Origin of the sequence: Novosphingobium sp. (assembly GCF_036733805.1) — a bacterium.
In the GTDB taxonomy this organism is placed as follows: Bacteria; Pseudomonadota; Alphaproteobacteria; order Sphingomonadales; family Sphingomonadaceae; genus Novosphingobium.
Genome location: NZ_DAIMZT010000002.1, coordinates 73,957 through 91,194, shown reverse-complemented (window position 1 = coordinate 91,194; position 17,238 = coordinate 73,957). Strand labels below are relative to the sequence as shown.

Sequence of the window (17,238 nt, the reverse complement as noted above, 5' to 3'; positions counted from 1 at the left end):
CCTGCCGGCTTTGCATTAATTGGAACCTCGGGGCCGCGTGCGCTCGCGGCTGGGATACCGCCCCGTTTATTCCCGGACATCGCGTTGATTTATCTAAAATTGCTTAGCAAAGGGCAAAGGGGCGTCTAACCTGGGACGATCCGCACAACGCATAATTCCCGATGGAAGGTCGGCGTAGGGCCACCGAACCCGCGAAATTATGCGCAATTTTTATCGTCCTCACTGTCAATTAGGCACCTAATGTGGTAGCCAGTATCACTTGGTTCAGAGGGGAGCCCGAACGCCGTTGCCTTTCAGGCGGTTATGGTTGCGATCGGAGAGGAGATGCAACCGTCAGGCTAGTACGAAGGACGAGAGGTCTTAGTGAGCGACAGCAACGGTATCCCCCAGGGGGCTGCTCTGAACGGTCAGGGCAATGCGGGATCCGCTTATGCATCCGATGGCGCGTTCGCGGGGCATGACGGTAGGACGCACAATGTTGTCCCTATCGTTCTGGTCAGCGGCCTGCCTGAAGAGGCTTTGCCGGACCCGAAGAAATTTCCCTTGTGGGTCAGGGCGCTCATGCTCTCGATCGGCACGGCGTTTTCCTGGGCGTTGGTTTACGCCCTGATTTACCGAATATGAAATTATAACCGCTTGAATAATAAGGATATAATTGCGGATTATTGAGGCATGTAGAAGCGCCGGCACGGTTCACCCTATGCCGAGAGGGCTTTGTCTCGTTTTGCTCACAGCGGTGTTTCAATCTCTAACCAACGATATATGCTGCACTGCAACGAATCGTCAGGGATACTCGTATGCCGCAGCAAGGTACGGAATTGCGATCGGGTACTTTCGTATATGCAGGCGCCAGAGGGCGGGGCTCTCAAGAATCGGCGCGCCTGTTTAATTCCCTGAAAATAGAAGTAATTCGCGGACTGGACATCGTCTTTGCATTGACGGCGCTGTTGATCTTTGCGCCGCTGATGCTGCTTCTGGCGCTGGCCGTGGCGATTTTGGATCCGGGTCCGATTTTCTTTGCTCATAAGCGGATCGGTTTGGGGGGTAAGGATTTCTACTGCCTCAAATTCCGCTCCATGGCCGTCGATGCGGAGCAACGGCTGCAAGCGCTCCTCGCTTCGGACGAGCGCGCGCGCGCGGAATGGGCGAAAGACCAGAAGCTTCGCAATGATCCGCGGATTACGCAGCTTGGGCAATTTCTCCGCAAGTCCAGTCTGGATGAGCTTCCCCAGCTTTTCAACGTGCTGCGTGGTGAAATGAGCTTGGTCGGACCTCGCCCGATCGTGCGCAGTGAAGTTCCACGCTACGGCCGATATTTTGAACATTACTGCGCGGTGCGCCCAGGAATTACAGGGCTGTGGCAGATCAGTGGTCGTAACGACGTTTCCTACCGTCGCCGGGTGGCCTTTGACGTCACCTTTACCAGGGCGCTGACAACGGGTCTCTATCTGCGGATTCTCGTGGCGACGGTGCCCAGCGTTCTCCTTCAACGTGGTACGTACTGAACTGACTGGCTTCGCGCTCGGCCGGCTGCGAAGAAGTTAGTCCGCGCCTCCATCTTATCGAACGAGGCGCGACGCCGCGCTTGCCGAAACTACAGGTGAGGACGCGCCGCTCCTTTTCACAATGGCTGCGAGCGCGCCTCGGCCCCCCGAAAAGGGCTCATGAGTTCTGCGTTCTTGTGGAGCACCTTCGCCAAGCTCCGGACAAACTTCGGTTCTCAAGGCCGAAATCGAAACACGCGTGCGCGGCGCTCAAGGACCGAGCGGCGCAAGTTTCATCATGCCGAATGGGTATATGTGATGCTCTGCGGCGATGGTAAAAGGAAAGGGCTCCCGTCAGCGACGGAAGCCCTGAAACCTTTCAGCTTTGCTCTTGTCAGGCGCCGAAGGTACGTTGCCACCAACCGCGACGCGTCGGTTCGCCGTCATCGGTTTCAGCTTCGCTTGAGCCGTTCGCATCGTTCGCCGCGCCTGGCGATCCGGCGGCGGGCAGATCCATGGACGCGTCAGAAACCGGAGCAGCGGAGGCTTCCGTATCCTCGACCTTTTTGCGGCGGCCGCGCTTGGGTTTGGCAGGAGCTTCTTCGACAACCGGAGCAGGCTGAGCGATAGCCTCCGGCTCTGCCGTCTCAGCCTTCTTGCGGCGCGTGCGCTTGGGCTTGGGTTCGGTTTCCTTAGCCTCAACAACAACCGTCGCTGCCGGTTCGGCCTCGTCAATCTTCTTGCGACGGCCACGCCTGGGCTTTGCTTCCGTGGCTTCCTCCGCTTCGGCAGGCGCAACCGCCGCAGGTCCGCCGCTTTCGTCTTCTGCGACGGCCTTCTTGCGGCGGGTGCGCTTGGGCTTTGGCGCCTCCACGTCGATCACGGGTGCGGCACCCGCGACTGGCGCTTGTTCTTCCGCGATCGGCTCCGCGATTTCGGCCATTGCCTCGTCGTCGATTACCCCTTCGAGATCTTCCGCGCCATTTTCGCCCCGACGACCCCGACGGCGACGGCCTCCCCTGCGACGGCGCTTACGCGGCGCATCGGAGCCTTCGGCTTCGGCGGCTTCGCGGTCCGCGTCGGCATGCTCCTGGATTTCCGGCTCCTCGGCGTCTTCGTCCTCGTCGTGCTCGTCGGTTGGCGAGACGTCGGCGTCCAACTCTTCCGCTCGGTTGCGATGGCGACCGCGACGGCGTTTGCGTCGCCTGCGACGCGTACCGCCATTCCCGTCATCGTCCGCTTGTTCGCGAACTTCTTCGCGCTCGATCTCATCCTCATCTTCTTCGAAGACCTCTTCATCTTCGACTTCGGCTGCGATCGGTTCGAAGCGGGGAACGAACTCATTGCGCGGCCCGGACGAGATGACGCGCATTTTCGCGCCTTCGTTCTCGCCTTCGGGAATGACTTCCGCGGACACCCCGTATCGCGCCTCGATATCGGCGAGGTCCGCTCGCTTGGCGTTAAGCAGATAGACGGCCGCCTCTGTGGAAGCGAACAAGGTGATGACAACGCCCTTGCCCTTGGCCGCCTCATCCTCGATCAGGCGCAATGCGGCAAGACCGGCGGAGCTGGCGGTGCGAACCAGCCCCGTGCCGTCACAGTGCGGGCAGGCGCGGGTGGTGGCCTCAAGCACGCCGGTGCGCAGGCGCTGCCGGCTCATTTCCATCAGTCCGAAGCTGGAAATGCGGCCGACCTGAATGCGCGCCCGATCGTTCTTGAGCGCTTCCTTCATCGCCTTCTCGACCTTGCGGACGTTCGATCCGTATTCCATGTCGATGAAGTCAATCACGACAAGGCCGGCCATGTCGCGCAGGCGAAGCTGGCGGGCGATTTCGTGCGCGGCTTCCAGATTGGTGGCGACCGCCGTTTGCTCGATGCCGTGCTCCTTGGTGGCGCGGCCCGAGTTGATGTCGATCGAAACCAGTGCTTCGGTCGGGTTGATGACGATGTAGCCGCCGCTTCGCAGCTGTACTACAGGGTCATACATCGCGGTCAGCTGATCTTCCGCGCCATAGCGCTGGAACAGCGGCACCGGATCGGAGTAAGGCTTCACCTTGCGCGCATGGCTGGGCATGAGCAGCTTCATGAAGTCCTTGGCGGCGCGATAGCCTTCCTCGCCTTCGACCACCACCTCTTCGATGTCGCGGTTGTAGATATCGCGGATCGCGCGCTTGATGAGATCGCTGTCCGAATGGATCAGCATCGGGGCTGCCGAGCGCAGCGTCCTTTCGCGCAATTCATCCCACAGGCGGGCGAGATAATCGAAGTCGCGCTTGATCTCGGTCTTGGTGCGCTGAAGGCCGGCGGTGCGTACGATGCAGCCCATGCTGCGCGGAAGCTGCAGTTCGGCGATGATCGATTTCAGTCGCTTGCGGTCGCTGGCGGAGTTGATCTTGCGGCTGATGCCGCCGCCATGGCTCGAATTGGGCATGAGCACGCAGTAGCGGCCGGCCAGGCTGAGGTAAGTGGTCAGGGCCGCGCCCTTGTTGCCGCGCTCTTCCTTCACGACCTGCACCAGCAGCACCTGGCGGCGGTGAATCACGTCCTGGATCTTGTAGCGGCGGCGCAACGCCAAGCGCTTGGCGCGCAGTTCATCAGCTTCCTTGGAGCGCGCCTTGCCTTGACGCCGGCGACCGCGGTGGCCGCGGTTATCGGTGTCGTCGGCTTCGAGGCTTTCCTCTTCGCCGTCGCTGCCGTCGGAAAAGCCGTTTTCGACGTTGCCGTCCTCAATCGTGGCGACTTCGTCCTTTTCCGAAGTGTCGACCTCGGTCAGGCCGCCATCCTCGAATTCCTCTCCCTCAAGGTCGCCGTCGTCTTCGGCGTCTTCGACTTCGCTTTCGCGCAGAGCGGCTTCTTCAGCCAGCAATGCCTCGCGGTCTTCCTTAGGGATCTGATAGTAATCGGGATGAATTTCGCTGAAGGCGAGGAACCCGTGGCGGTTCCCGCCAAAATCAACAAACGCCGCCTGAAGCGAAGGTTCGACGCGCGTCACCTTCGCCAGGTAGATATTGCCCTTTATCTGTTTTCGTTCGGTCGATTCGAAATCGAACTCTTCAATGCGGTTTCCTTTGAGTACCGCCACCCGCGTTTCTTCCGGGTGGCGCGCATCTATCAGCATGCGCGTTGCCATTATGTAATCTCCATGCGCGCCTGGTCCTGGCCGGATCAGCCGTGGAGGCGCGGTTCTGTTCGAAAGTGGCCCTGATAGCGAGAAATGCCTGATCCAGTGCGACAGGGTTTCTCGTATCGAGGGCGAAGGTATGCATGAAAGCGGAGCAATCCATCGCTCCGCCTGTGGCTAATGTGTCTGCAAGCGGGAGATCGCGCGGCGAAATCGGACGCGCGGAAAACTGCGGCCAAACCGCCCACGCCCTTTCAGGCGTCGGCTGGCAGGGCGGCAATTGGCTTCTCATGGCTTGCATCAACCTGTTCGGACCCGGAAACGGATTTTCCGGCATCGACGCTCCGGTTCCGGCCCAATCGATCTCGTCCTGCATCATCTGGTGATGCTTGTTTCGGATTGCGAGACCGAAGGCAGCTTGGCCCCGGAGAAAGCTTGCCTAGCATTCAAGGCTGGCAACGGCAAGTTGCTTGCCTGACATGCTTTTAGGCTCGGCCTGGTTACCGGATACTTTACAAAATCCGTGGGAACCGGGCGGGCCGGCATTGCCGGGAATGCGAACTGAACCTAGTCAGGGCGGCCATGCCGCGCCCGATACAACTGGCCTTGATCCTGTCTGCGCCTCTGGCATTGCTGATCGCAGGTATCGTGGTGTCCAGCGCAATGCGCGCGAAAGGCGATTACGATTACCTTGTGCGCTTCGATCTGCCGAGCGCCGAAGCCCCGGTCGATCTTCCTAACGTGGAGGGGCCGGCCGACGCCAGCCGGCCGCTCGTGGTTATTGACGCGGGCCATGGCGGCTTCGATCCCGGCGCCGGCGCTGAAAGCATCCGGGAAAAGGACGTGGCGCTGGCGGTCGCGCTGGCCATTCGCGACCGTTTGCTGGCCGCCGGCGGCGTGCGGGTGGCGCTGACCCGCGATGCCGATCGTTTCATCGCGCTTCCCGATCGTCCCGATATCGCGCGCCGTTTGAACGCGGATTTGTTCGTCTCCATTCATGCCGACAGCGCTGAGAACGATCAGGCGCGCGGCGCCAGCGTCTATGTCCTGTCGGAAAAGGGCTCGAGCGAGGCGGCGGAGCGCTTTGCTGCGCGCGAAAATGGAGCGGACCGGATTAACGGCGTATCGCTTTCGCAAACGAGCGCCAATGTTGGCGCGATCCTGCTGGATCTGTCGCAGCGTGGCACTCAGGCGGGTTCCGCGCAATTGGCCAACTTGATGCTGCGCGAACTGCGCGAGGAGAATGTGGGGCTGCATCGAGACAGCGTGGAGACTGCCGCCCTGGCCGTGCTGAAGGCGCCGGACATCCCCTCGGTCTTGCTTGAGACGGGTTATATCAACAACCCGCAGGATTATGCCTTTCTGCAATCGCCGGAGGGCAGGGCGATTATCGCCGATGCGGCGGCGCGGGCAATCCGCGTCTATTTCGCGCGAAAGAACGGCGTGTGAAGCTGCCGGCCGCATTTTCGTTCCTCCCGTCTAGTCTTGCGTGAAACGACCATGCTAAAGGGCACGCGTAATGAGCGACGCGACCGATAATTCCGGCATAGATCCCGGCGAACAGCCGCCCCAAGACGTGAGCTTCCGTATCCGCCGGGAGGCCGCGGGGCGGATGGCGGCTTTCGCGACAGCCTGGCGCGGCAGCAAGTGGCTGCGCCGTTTCTCTTATCTGTGTGCGGCGGGCCTGATAGTCTTGGCCGGTTTCTGGGTCGTGCTGACCCGCAACTTGCCTGACGCGAACACTCTGCTGCGCTATCAGCCACCTTTGCCGACGATGGTGCGCGGGCTCGATGGCCAGATAGTCTACAGCTATGCGCGGGAGCGGCGCGTGCAATTGCGCTTCGTCGACTTCCCGCGTCCGCTTATCAATGCTTTTCTCTCCGCTGAGGACAAGACGTTCTGGACGCATGGCGGCGTCGATTTTACTGGCCTCGCCGGAGCGGTGATTGATTATGCTTCTAAGCTCGGCACAGGCGGCCGCGCGCGCGGCGGTTCGACGATCACGCAACAGGTGGCCAAGAACATTCTGATCGGAGACGAGTATTCCGTCACGCGTAAGCTGAAGGAAATGGTTCTCGCCCGGCGTATCGAAAGCGTCCTGACCAAGCAGCAGATCCTGGAACTCTACCTCAACGAGATTCCCCTGGGCCGCCAGAGCTTCGGTGTCCAGGCCGCGGCCCGCGCTTATTTTGGCAAGGACGTAGCCGATCTGGATCTGAACGAAGCGGCGTTCCTGGCCATCCTGCCGAAGGCGCCGGAGCGTTATGGCCGCAAGCAGTTCGAAGACATGGCGATCGCCCGGCGCAACTGGGTGCTGGACCAGATGGTGCATAATGGCTGGGCCACGCGGGAGCAGGCGGACATCGCCAAGGCCAAGCCGCTCGGCCTCATTCCACGCCGCGCAGAAGTGTATGACGCGGCCAACGGCTACTTTGTCGAGGAAGTGCGGCGCCGCCTGATCGACAAGTACGGTGAAAAGGCGGAGGATGGACCGAACAGTGTTTACGCTGGCGGTTTGTGGGTCCGTACTTCGCTTGACGTGCAGATGCAGAAGGTGGTTCGGGACGCGCTGCGCAAGGGGCTGCTCAACTTTCACGGCAATAGCGGCTGGGCTGGCCCGATCGCGCATATCGACGATCTGAATAATTGGCAGTCGCAGTTGATCGTTGCCAACAAGACGATCGATTACAAGAACTGGCGGGTCGGCGTGATACTGGATGCGTCGGGCGGCAACGGACGGATCGGTTTCGCCGACGGTAATATCGCCGCGTTGGTTGGCATTGCTGATAATGCCAGACCGGGCGATCTCGTCGTCGCTGAACCGGTTTCGGCTGGCACTTGGGCGCTGCGTACCGTTCCCGCCGTGTCAGGCGGCATGATAATGGAGCAGCCATGGTCGGGCCGTATCCTGGCCATGCAAGGCGGTTTTGACGCCGGCCTGGGATCGTTCAACCGGGCGGTGCAGGCGGAGCGTCAGCCGGGTTCGACCATAAAGCCGTTCGTCTACGCCACCGCGCTGCAATATGGCATGACCCCGGCGACGGAGGTGCTGGATGGCACTTTCTGCGTATTCCAAGGGGCGGGGCTGGGCAACAAGTGCTTCAGGAACTTCGGCAATGAAGGCGGCTATGGCAGCCACACTATGCGCTGGGGGCTGGAACAGTCGCGCAACCTGATGACGGTGCGGATCGCCAACGACACCGGCATGCCGCGCGTTATCAAGACCTTCCACAATTTCGGCATCGGCGATTACCAGCCCTATCTCTCCTTCGCCCTGGGCGCGGGAGAGACCACGGTGGAGCGTCTGGTCAACGCTTATTCGTCACTGGCGAACAACGGCGTGCAATATCCCTCGTCACTGATCGATTACGTGCAGGACCGCAATGGCAAGGTTATCTGGCGCTCCGATCCGCGCCATTGCGACAGCTGCAATATGCGCGAGTGGGATGGAAAGCCGATGCCCCGCATCGAGCGCAGAGGCAAGCGCGTGCTTGACGCCGATACCGCTTACCAGGTCGTCCACATGCTTGAGGGGGTGATTATACGGGGCACTGCTGTCCGCCTTCGCGATCTGAACCTGCCGCTCTTCGGCAAGACGGGCACCACCAACGGCCCCACAGACGTCTGGTTCATGGGCGGCAATCAGGACTACGTGGGTGGCGTTTACGTCGGTTACGACACGCCGCGTTCGCTCGGCGGATGGGCCCAGGGCGGGCGCATCTCGGCGCCGATCTTCAAGGACGTGGTGCTGGCCACGCGGCCGCGTTGGACATTGCGCCCGCTGCTTGCGCCCGCGGGCATCCGCATGGTTCGGATCGACCGCGTCACCGGCAAGCCCATCATGGGCGGCGAACCGAGCGATGATCCCAAGGCGTCCGTGATCTGGGAGGCGTTCAAGCCGGACACCGAACCGCAGCAATATACCGCGCAAGACGAATTTACGCGTCGCCGCGATGCCCTGGTGGCGCAGATCCGGCAGGCGCGTGATGAGCATCAGGCGGCTGCCGCTCGAGCTTCCGGAACTCAGATGGAGGACTTCGCCGAAGAGCAGGGCGGTCTTTACTGATAGCACCCCGCCAATCGCTACATTCATTAATGCAACTTTAGCGGCTTGCGCATTACGCTGTGCAGCATGACGGAGGGACAGCATCGCGAGCGGAGACAGGCACCTCATCCCGCATTGGTGCTGGAGCCGTCATTTCTGTTTCGGATGGCGCCCCGCCTCGCCTGGTCGACGACCGTTTTACTGCTCTGCGGAGCGGGCGTCGCTGATGCGGTTTTGGGCGGGCGCATCTGGTTCGGGCCTGCCTATCTTGCCGTGATTGCGTTGGCTGCCTGGGTATTAAGCGCCCGCGCAGCTATCGCCATGGGCCTGCTTGTCATGGGGATGAAAATCGCCACCGGCACTTTGCCTTTCTATTCCGACACCGGAGGGTCGGAATGGCCTAATCTGGCGGTCCGGTTCATCGGCCTCGCGATCGTCGTCGGCTTTATCGGGATGGCGCGCCGGACCTGCGAGCGGGAATGGCGCTCTGCTCGAACGGACCCGCTGACCGGGGCGTTCAATCGGCACGCGTTTTTCGAGGTGGTGGAGAACGACCAGAGTCCTGGCGGGTGGTCGGCATTGGTCTACGCCGATCTCGACGGGCTGAAGGCTTTGAATGACGAATGCGGCCATGCGCAGGGAGACCAGTGCTTGAAGGTCTTCGCGCAAACCGTGCGCCGGACCATTCGCAAAGGCGATATCTTCGCGCGCGTGGGCGGTGACGAGTTCGTGATCTTCATGAAATTGAAGAATGAGGAGGCGGGGTCCGCTGTGGGCAGGCGATTGCACGAAGCCCTTAACGGTGACACGGCGGAGGGCATGACCTGCCTCAAATGCAGCCTCGGGATTTTGCTTTTGCCCGACGGTTCGATTGACATCGACGCCGAACTGCGCGCTGCGGACCAACTTATGTACCAGGCCAAGCAATCCCAGCTAGGCGTCGTGATTTCAAGGGCGGACAAGATCAGCGATATGCTGCCTTCGGTCGCGGCAGCTCCCGCTGAGCCGGCGTCGCGCGTGAGACAGGCCGGCCGCGCGGACGAGGAATCTCCGGCGCAGGAGCAACCCACTCAAGGGCCATCAACGCGTGCGGCTGCTTAGCTATGCCGCGTCTTCGCGTTTCTCAGGTCTGATATAAATTAGCCGCCAGCGCGCCGTAGAGAACGATGTTCTGCCGTATATGCGCGGGGCATCATGCAGATATTAACACCGGCCGCCACGACTCGTTTCGATCATCGCCAATATGACCGGCGGATGCTGCTGCATCGTCCCAGCTGGATCAGGTATCGGGCGGCCCTGTAAAGACGGTTGACGAATCCGTTGCGGGCTCCGACTTTGACAGGCCAGACAGACCGGCAGGAGAATCCAATGCCGTCCCCAGCTTTTCATGCCCCCCAAACCGTCGAAAGCGCCGTAGCGCTGCTGGCCGCCGATCCTTCCGCGCGGCCGCTTGGTGGAGGAACAGACCTTATCGTTCAGATGCGATCCGGCCGTTACACGCCGGGCGCTGTGATCGATCTTAAACGGATAGAGGGGATGATCGGTATCCGGCGCGACGGGGATGCTTTCGTCATTGGCGCCGCCACGCCTTGCACCGCGCTGAAACGCGACGATGCACTTGATCGCGCCTGGCCGGGGGTGGTCGAGGCTGCGAACCTGATCGGTTCGGTCCAGGTGCGCAACCGTGCGACTATCGCGGGCAATTTGTGCAACGCCTCTCCGGCGGCGGACAGCGTCCCGGCCCTTGTGGCGGCAGGAGCCACATGTGCGATTGCCGGTCCGTCCGGCCTGCGCGAAGCGCCGGTGGAAGCGATCCCGGTCGCGCCGGGCAAGACTTCGCTGGCGCCCGGCGAATTTCTTGTAGAGCTTCGCCTGCCCGCCCGTCCGAAAGGGGGTGGCGATGCCTATCTGCGTTCCACCCCTCGCACGGAAATGGATATCGCGGTGGTGGGTGTGGGGATAAGCCTTGTCCTGGATGGGGAGGGTGTCTGCATCGCCGCGCGCGTGGCGCTGGGTGCGGTTGGACCTACGGTGATGCTTGTCAAGGAAGCCGGCAAGGCGCTGATCGGATCAAAGCTCCAGGATGATGCGCTGGCAGCGCTGTCGCGGGCGGTCCAAGCTGCCGCTCACCCCATCGATGACAGGCGCGGCACCGTCGCTTATCGCAAGGCCATGGTGGGCGTTCTAGCCCGCCGGGCCGCACTGATCGCTGCGGCCCGTACGGGAGCGAAAGCATGAGCAAGGTTCACGTTTCCGCCACCGTCAACGGCGATGCGACCGAGTTCCTTTGCGATCGGGGCGCTTCCTTGCTGGACGTTCTGAGAGATACCTTGGACCTGACCGGATCAAAGGAGGGTTGCGGCTCCGGCGATTGCGGGGCTTGCACCGTCGTTCTGGACGGGGAGATGGTCTGCTCCTGTCTTGTGCTCGCCGCCGAGGCGCAAGGGCGGTCCGTGCAAACTATCGAAGGGGTGGCGGAAGGTTCCGTCCTTCACCCGGTGCAGCGCAAATTCCTGGAACATGCCGCGCTGCAATGCGGGTTTTGCACACCGGGCTTCATCATCGCGGCGAAGGCACTGCTGGACCGTAATCCCAATCCGACCGAGACCGAGGTTCGTTATTGGCTCGCCGGCAACCTGTGTCGCTGCACCGGCTACGATAAGATCGTGCGCGCGGTGATCGATGCGGCCGCGGAACTTCGCCAGGAAAGGACGCCGGCATGAACGCGCCTGAGACCATGAAGCAATTTCGCCACGTGGGCACCCGGCCGGTGCGGCCGGACGGCGTCGACAAAGTGACGGGCAAGGCGCTCTACGGGCCTGATTTCAAGGCGCCGGGAATGCTTTGGGGCGCCATCTTGCGCAGCCCGCATCCGCATGCGCGCATCACCTCGATCGATACGCGCAAGGCGGAAGCGCTTCCCGGCGTGAAGACGGTGGCAACGGGCCGGGATTTTCCGACGTTGCAGTCGCTGGTCATGCACGTGGGCGAAGGGGCGTCGGATATCGTTCACATCGCGCGCAACTGCCTCGCGCTCGACAAGGTGCTTTACGAAGGGCACGCGGTGGCCGCCGTTGCGGCGACCGCGCCTGAGATCGCTCGCGAGGCACTGAACCTCATCACGGTCGAATACGAGGAACTGCCCTTCGTTCTGGGGCTGGATGAGGCGCTGGCCGACGATGCGCCATTGCTGCATGAGGATGTGCGTACCAAAGGCGTGGACCCAGACAGCCAGAAGCCGTCCAATGCCTCCATGCGCGTCGAGATGGGGCGGGGCGATGTGGATGCGGCGCTGGCGGGGGCCGCGGTTTCAGTCGGCGGCCGCTATGCGATGGAGCCTGTGCATCAGGGTTATATCGAGCCCCATGCGTGCGTTGCTTCGTGGAACGGTGATGGGCAGGCACTGATCTGGTGTTCGAGCCAGGGCCACTTCGCGGTGCGCTCGTTGGTGGCATCGGTGCTGGCGATCCCCCAGGCTGATATCCGGGTGATGCCGCTGGAGATCGGCGGGGGCTTCGGCGGCAAAACAACGGTCTATCTCGAACCGGTTGCGATGATCCTCTCAAGGAAGTCCGGCCGTCCTGTTCGCTTGGCCATGACGCGTGAAGACGTGTTCCGGGCGACCGGGCCGGCGCCGGGTGCGGTGATCGACGTGCGCATTGGCGCGGATGCGGATGGTACGCTGGTGGCCGCCGATGTCGAGTTCAAGTATCACTCCGGGGCTTTCCCGGCGATCGACGCGGGCGCAGGTGTTGCCAGCGCGATCGGACATTACCGCATCGCCAATGCCCGCGTGGTCGGCACTGAGGTGCTCTGCAATCGTCCAGCAGCCAAGGCTTACCGAGCGCCGGGCGCGCCGCAAGTCAACTTCGCGGTGGAAAGCGCGATTGACGAACTGGCGGACAAACTTGGAATGGACCCGCTCGAACTGCGTTTGAAGAATGCTGCCGTCGAAGGAGATCCTCAGATTTCGGGCGTACCCTGGGGGCGGATCGGCTGGGTCGAATGCCTGGAAGCAGCCAAGGCTCATCCACATTGGTCGGCGCCGCTCGGACCGAATCAGGGCAGGGGCATCGCCGGTGGATACTGGGGTAATTATGGTGGGCCCTCCACAGCGGTTGTGAGCCTGGCTGAGGACGGCACTTTCATCGTCGCCACCGGCAGCCCCGATATCGGCGGTTCGCGCGCATCCATGGCGATCATGGCGGCCGAAGCGCTTGAGGTGCCTTACGAACAGGTGCGCTGCGTCGTCGCCGATACCTCCTCGATCGGTTTTTCGATGGTGACAGGCGGCAGCCGCACCACGTTCGCCACCGGTAAGGCGGTGGTCGAGGCGGCTGGGCAGGTGAAGGAGGTTCTGCGCGATCGTGCCGCCCGGATGTGGGGCGTGCCGCTTGAAGAGGTGGCGTGGCAGGAGGGTGAGATGCGGTGCCTGTCGGGCGAAAAGAGTGGGGCATGCATCTCGGTCGCCAAGATCGCGGGGCGGGCCGCACATACGGGGGGGCCGGTTTCCTGCGTTGCTGCTATCAATGCCGCCGGATGGCTGCCGGGCTTCGGCTTGCATATCTGCGATGTTGAGGTTGATCTGGAGACCGGACACGTCAAGATCGTGCGCTATACCGCGATCCAGGATGTCGGTACGGCGATCCATTCGGATTACGTTGAGGGTCAGATTCAGGGCGGCGCTGCACAGGGCATCGGCTGGGCGCTTAACGAGACTTATATCTACAACGACCGGGGCCGCCTCGATAATCCTGGTTTCCTCGACTATCGAATGCCCGTGGCATCGGACCTCCCAATGATAGAGGCTGTTATGGTCGAGGTGCCAAACCCCGATCATCCTTACGGGGTGAAGGGGGTGGGTGAAGTGCCCATCGTGCCGCCGCTTGCCGCCGTCGCCAATGCGATCCATGCTGCGGCGGGTACGCGTCTACGTGAATTGCCGATGGCGCCGGATCGGGTCTATGCCGCTCTCCATCTTGATAACTGATGCGTATCGTAGTGATGCCGCCCTTCGACAAGGAGTTCTTCGGTGCCGCCCAGCTGGCGCTGGAGGGGCGAAACCTGTTCGATCTGGTCGGTGGGCTGGACGCGCTCGCACCGGGCTTTGCCGCAATCGCACAGCCTCGCGTTCACTTCGCGGTGGACGGCGTGCTGGAGACTGACTGGTCCCGCGATCTAGCCGAGGTAGCAGAAGTCATTATCCTGCCGCGCGTTGGGGGTGGGTAAGCAATGGCGGTGACTTTGCCCTTCCGCAGGTTGGAACCGTTCGGCGTGGAAATCGAACGCGACCTTGCCGAGCCTCTCGCGCCGTCTGAGGCGTATCATTTCGCCGATCTGTTTCAGCGCCATGGGTTGGTCCTTGCGCGAGGCCAGGCGCTTTCGGATGCGCGGCGCGATGAATTGCTTCGCCGGGTCGGCCCCGCCGTACGGGTGGAGCGAGGCATGCCTTCAGGGTCCGTGCTAAGTTTCGCAGACGGTGAGGGTAAGCGCGTAGAACTGGCATTGAACGAAGGGGATATGCTGTTCTGGGACAGCAATGCCGTTACCCGCGATGAGAGAGCCGGGTGTTAACACGAAAGACGTTCTTTTCCTTTGTATATCGACGAAGGGGGGCCGTTCGCTTCGGTTATCGGCGACGAACCGTCAGCACGCAGCGCATCTCGCCGTCGCTGCCGTCCTTCTCGATCCGGCGCAGGAAGCCGTCGGAAATTCGGTGCAGCGCCAAGCCCTTGAGCTTGCCGCCGGTCATCAATACGCGGTCTCCGGTGTAGAGATAGCTTCCCCTGATATCGCCCGCCTTGTAGCTGGAGGCATTGACCACGCGAAATTCGAACTCCGGAATCGGATTGCCGGCGGCGCCGCTGGCGTCTCCTGGCAACTCGCAAATGTAGCGTCCCATTGCCAGCGTTCCGATCTTGCCTCCCTCCACCGGCGGCGGCTGAACACCCGGCGAAGCGCAGGCGGACACACCGATGGCGAGGAATATTGCTGCAAGTGAGGTGGCGCATGGACCAAAAGGGAATGTCATGGCCACGGGCTAGCATCGGCGCGAAGGAATTGCCATGCCCGCAAGCCTCGTCTAAGGGCGCAGGCTTTCAAGGATGGTCTGCGGCGCGCCCGCGGGATCATGCGAAACAGACAAGCTCTTTCCCATCGAAGGCAAGAATCCATGAAGATCAGCGGCGTCGATATCCGTCCCGGCAATATCCTAGAATACGAAGGCGGCATCTGGAAGGTCGCCAAGACGCAGCATACCCAGCCTGGCAAGGGCGGCGCCTTCATGCAGGTTGAGATGAAGAACCTGATCGATGGACGCAAGACCAACGTACGTTTCCGCAGCGCAGACACGGTCGAGAAAGTGCGGCTCGACACCAAGGATTTTCAGTTCCTTTATGCTGAGGGCGATGATCTGGTGTTCATGGATATCGAGACCTACGAACAGATTATCCTGCCGGCGGACTTGCTGGGCGACGCCGCGGCCTTTCTGCAGGACGGCATGCAGGTTCTGCTCGAGCTGTGGGAAGAACGTCCCATCTCGGTCCAGTTGCCCGAACAAGTCGAAGCAACCATCGTCGAAGCCGATGCGGTGGTGAAGGGCCAGACAGCCTCTTCCAGCTATAAGCCTGCCGTTCTCGACAATGGCGTGCGCGTGATGGTTCCGCCGCATATCGAGAGCGGCACCCGCATCGTCGTCGACGTTTACGAGAAAACTTACGTCAGAAAGGCAGACTGATGCGCAACATCGCGAAGATTCTTACTGCGACCGTGCTGACCATGAGCGCGGGGAGCGTCCTGGCGGCTCCTGCCAAGGCTCCGGCGAAGGCGGCCCCCGCCGCGCCGGCTTCCGCTTCGGCAAGCCAATCGCAAGAACAGGATGCGATGCTCTATCTCAAGGTGCTTATCAGCGGGCTGCAGTCGGAAAAGGTGGATCAGCCTGTAAAAGGTGCGCTGGTCGGCTGCCTTTACAACAACTCGCTTGGGAAGATCACGGAATCGATGGACAAGGTGATCGCTGAGAATCCCGGCAAGATCGATAAGAACAATCCGAGCCAGCTTCTCGGCGTCTTGGCGCGGATCTGCGGGTATCAGCCAGAGGCGGCGCCAGCCGGCTCGGCTCCCGCTCCTTCGGGCAACGCCCCCAGCGGTCGATAAGCACCGGTTCGCCGGTTCCAGGAGTAGTACAGGTCTATGGCCGCAATTTCCGGTCTCATCCGCGTTATGGAAAAGGCCGCCCGCAAGGCGGGCGGGCGCTTGCGCCGCGACTTCGGCGAAATCGAGCACTTGCAGGTCAGCCGCAAGGGGCCGTCGGATTTCGTTTCGAAGGCTGACGAGGCGTCTGAACGCACGATCTGGGATGAATTGCGCGCGGCCCGGCCCGATTGGGGTTTCCTGTTCGAGGAAGGCGGCGAAATCGAAGGCGATCCGACCAAGCCCCGCTTCATCGTTGATCCCTTGGACGGCACCACCAACTTCCTGCACGGCCTTCCGCATTTTGCGATCTCGATCGCGGTGCAGGAGCCTCGGCTTGACGGCAGGGGCTGGGGGGAGGTTACCGCCGCTCTGATCTATCAGCCGATCACTGACGAAAGCTTCTGGGCTGAGAAATCGCGGGGCGCTTGGCTTCAGGATCGGCGCCTGCGGGTATCCTCGCGCCGCCACCTCGATGAAAGCCTGATCGCCACCGGCATTCCGTTCGCCGGGTACGGCGATGCAGGTCAATGGTCGAAGATCTACCGTGCTCTTGCCCCCCAGGTTGCGGGCATAAGGCGCTTCGGTTCGGCGGCGCTTGATCTGGCCTGGGTCGCGGCAGGGCGTTACGAAGGCTATTGGGAAGCTGGCCTTAAACCCTGGGATACCGCGGCGGGCTGTCTCCTGGTTCGTGAAGCGGGCGGCTTCGTGTCGGACTGGAAAGGGCGCTCGCTGCCTTATTGTGACGCAGAAATCCTGGCCGGCAATGACGCACTGCATTCGCGTCTCCACAAGATCGTGGTGAGCGCCCTTAAGGATTGACTTGAGCGAAAGGGACGGCGCGGCTAAGCGTGCCGTCCCATGCCGTGCCCCTGTGGCGGAATGGTAGACGCGAACGACTCAAAATCGTTTGTCGCAAGACGTGCCCGTTCGAGTCGGGCCAGGGGCACCATTTCCTGCTTTTGCTGACGTTGGATGACGGCCCTTGCGGCCGTCAAAGCCCAAGGCGTGACCAAAAGTCCCCAGCGCAGCGGATCGCGGCCGCGCCATCGGCCGGCATCGGCTCGAGCGTGCGGCGCCAAGAGGGATGGGGCAGCCGCGTGCTTGGTGCGGGTCTTGCGCGCAACACTCTGGAGGTGGCCCTGGGAAACGGATTGAGCATTTCGTATCTCCTTTGCGGGAGGCACGAAGCCGGCGTTGTCGCCTTTGGTTTCGTGCGCTTTAGCGGTTGGTGACGCGGAGCAAGCTGACAATCATCAAATGCCGCGGAGCCAGGGCAGGACCCTTCGCTCGCCAATAACTCTACTTATATGGTTGATAATGTCGATTCGAGGTTTCTATCGGCGCTATCAGAAAAACTTTGCCGGCCTGTCAGGTGCGGCGATGCGCGGTCGGGC

15 protein-coding genes and 1 tRNA gene are annotated in these 17,238 nt (G+C 61.8%); 14 read left to right on the top strand and 2 right to left on the bottom strand.

Annotated features, from left to right (window positions below):
* Positions 1-363 precede the first annotated feature (363 nt).
* Both V7D69_RS01090 and V7D69_RS01085 read left to right on the top strand, forming a co-directional pair.
* The gene (locus V7D69_RS01090) at positions 364-624 is read left to right on the top strand and encodes a hypothetical protein (protein ID WP_333604859.1); all 261 of its coding nucleotides are present in this window, start codon (positions 364-366) and stop codon (positions 622-624) included.
* A 173-nt stretch (positions 625-797) separates the two neighbouring features.
* Positions 798-1,505 (top strand): sugar transferase, encoded by a 708-nt coding sequence (locus V7D69_RS01085; RefSeq protein WP_333604858.1) that lies wholly within the window; start codon positions 798-800, stop codon positions 1,503-1,505.
* A 373-nt stretch (positions 1,506-1,878) separates the two neighbouring features.
* On the opposite strand, the gene V7D69_RS01080 is transcribed toward V7D69_RS01085, so the two are convergent.
* On the bottom strand, positions 1,879-4,614 hold the full coding sequence (locus tag V7D69_RS01080) for a ribonuclease E/G (protein ID WP_333604857.1): 2,736 nt from the start codon (positions 4,612-4,614) through the stop codon (positions 1,879-1,881).
* A 573-nt stretch (positions 4,615-5,187) separates the two neighbouring features.
* Here V7D69_RS01080 and V7D69_RS01075 point away from each other — a divergent pair.
* The 8 genes from V7D69_RS01075 to V7D69_RS01040 all read left to right on the top strand — a co-directional run bounded on the left by V7D69_RS01075 (position 5,188) and on the right by V7D69_RS01040 (position 14,224).
* Positions 5,188-6,054, top strand: a complete 867-nt coding sequence (locus V7D69_RS01075) for an N-acetylmuramoyl-L-alanine amidase family protein (protein ID WP_324062050.1) — start codon at positions 5,188-5,190, stop codon at positions 6,052-6,054.
* Positions 6,055-6,124: 70 nt separating this feature from the next.
* A complete protein-coding gene (locus V7D69_RS01070) occupies positions 6,125-8,671 on the top strand; it encodes a penicillin-binding protein 1A (RefSeq protein WP_324062048.1) in 2,547 nt (848 codons plus the stop codon).
* Positions 8,672-8,737: 66 nt separating this feature from the next.
* Positions 8,738-9,751 carry a GGDEF domain-containing protein gene (locus tag V7D69_RS01065; protein ID WP_324062046.1) on the top strand — a complete coding sequence of 338 codons (1,014 nt, stop codon included), beginning with the start codon at positions 8,738-8,740 and terminating at the stop codon, positions 9,749-9,751.
* A gap of 267 nt (positions 9,752-10,018) precedes the next feature.
* Positions 10,019-10,888, top strand: coding sequence for an FAD binding domain-containing protein (locus V7D69_RS01060; protein WP_324062044.1), 870 nt, complete (start codon positions 10,019-10,021; stop codon positions 10,886-10,888).
* Positions 10,885-11,373, top strand: a complete 489-nt coding sequence (locus tag V7D69_RS01055; protein ID WP_324062042.1) for a (2Fe-2S)-binding protein — start codon at positions 10,885-10,887, stop codon at positions 11,371-11,373. Before V7D69_RS01060 ends, V7D69_RS01055 begins: the two co-directional genes overlap by 4 nt.
* Positions 11,370-13,640, top strand: a complete 2,271-nt coding sequence (locus V7D69_RS01050) for a xanthine dehydrogenase family protein molybdopterin-binding subunit (RefSeq protein WP_333604856.1) — start codon at positions 11,370-11,372, stop codon at positions 13,638-13,640. Before V7D69_RS01055 ends, V7D69_RS01050 begins: the two co-directional genes overlap by 4 nt.
* Complete coding sequence (locus tag V7D69_RS01045; protein WP_333604855.1) at positions 13,640-13,879, top strand: hypothetical protein; 240 nt, start codon at positions 13,640-13,642, stop codon at positions 13,877-13,879. Before V7D69_RS01050 ends, V7D69_RS01045 begins: the two co-directional genes overlap by 1 nt.
* A gap of 9 nt (positions 13,880-13,888) precedes the next feature.
* The gene (locus V7D69_RS01040; RefSeq protein WP_324062037.1) at positions 13,889-14,224 is read left to right on the top strand and encodes a hypothetical protein; all 336 of its coding nucleotides are present in this window, start codon (positions 13,889-13,891) and stop codon (positions 14,222-14,224) included.
* Between the two features lie 55 nt (positions 14,225-14,279).
* Here V7D69_RS01040 and V7D69_RS01035 read toward each other — a convergent pair whose 3' ends face one another.
* Positions 14,280-14,681, bottom strand: coding sequence for a hypothetical protein (locus V7D69_RS01035; protein ID WP_333604854.1), 402 nt, complete (start codon positions 14,679-14,681; stop codon positions 14,280-14,282).
* A gap of 141 nt (positions 14,682-14,822) precedes the next feature.
* On the opposite strand from V7D69_RS01035, the gene efp reads away from it, so the two are divergent.
* From efp to V7D69_RS01015, 4 genes are all read left to right on the top strand, one after another.
* Positions 14,823-15,386: an elongation factor P gene (gene efp / locus V7D69_RS01030; RefSeq protein WP_333604853.1), complete on the top strand. Its 564-nt coding sequence runs from the start codon at positions 14,823-14,825 to the stop codon at positions 15,384-15,386.
* The gene (locus tag V7D69_RS01025; RefSeq protein ID WP_324062031.1) at positions 15,386-15,805 is read left to right on the top strand and encodes a hypothetical protein; all 420 of its coding nucleotides are present in this window, start codon (positions 15,386-15,388) and stop codon (positions 15,803-15,805) included. Before efp ends, V7D69_RS01025 begins: the two co-directional genes overlap by 1 nt.
* A gap of 36 nt (positions 15,806-15,841) precedes the next feature.
* Positions 15,842-16,663, top strand: a complete 822-nt coding sequence (locus tag V7D69_RS01020; protein ID WP_324062029.1) for an inositol monophosphatase family protein — start codon at positions 15,842-15,844, stop codon at positions 16,661-16,663.
* A 46-nt stretch (positions 16,664-16,709) separates the two neighbouring features.
* Positions 16,710-16,793: transfer RNA gene (locus V7D69_RS01015), tRNA-Leu, on the top strand.
* The last annotated feature ends 445 nt before the right edge of the window (positions 16,794-17,238 follow it).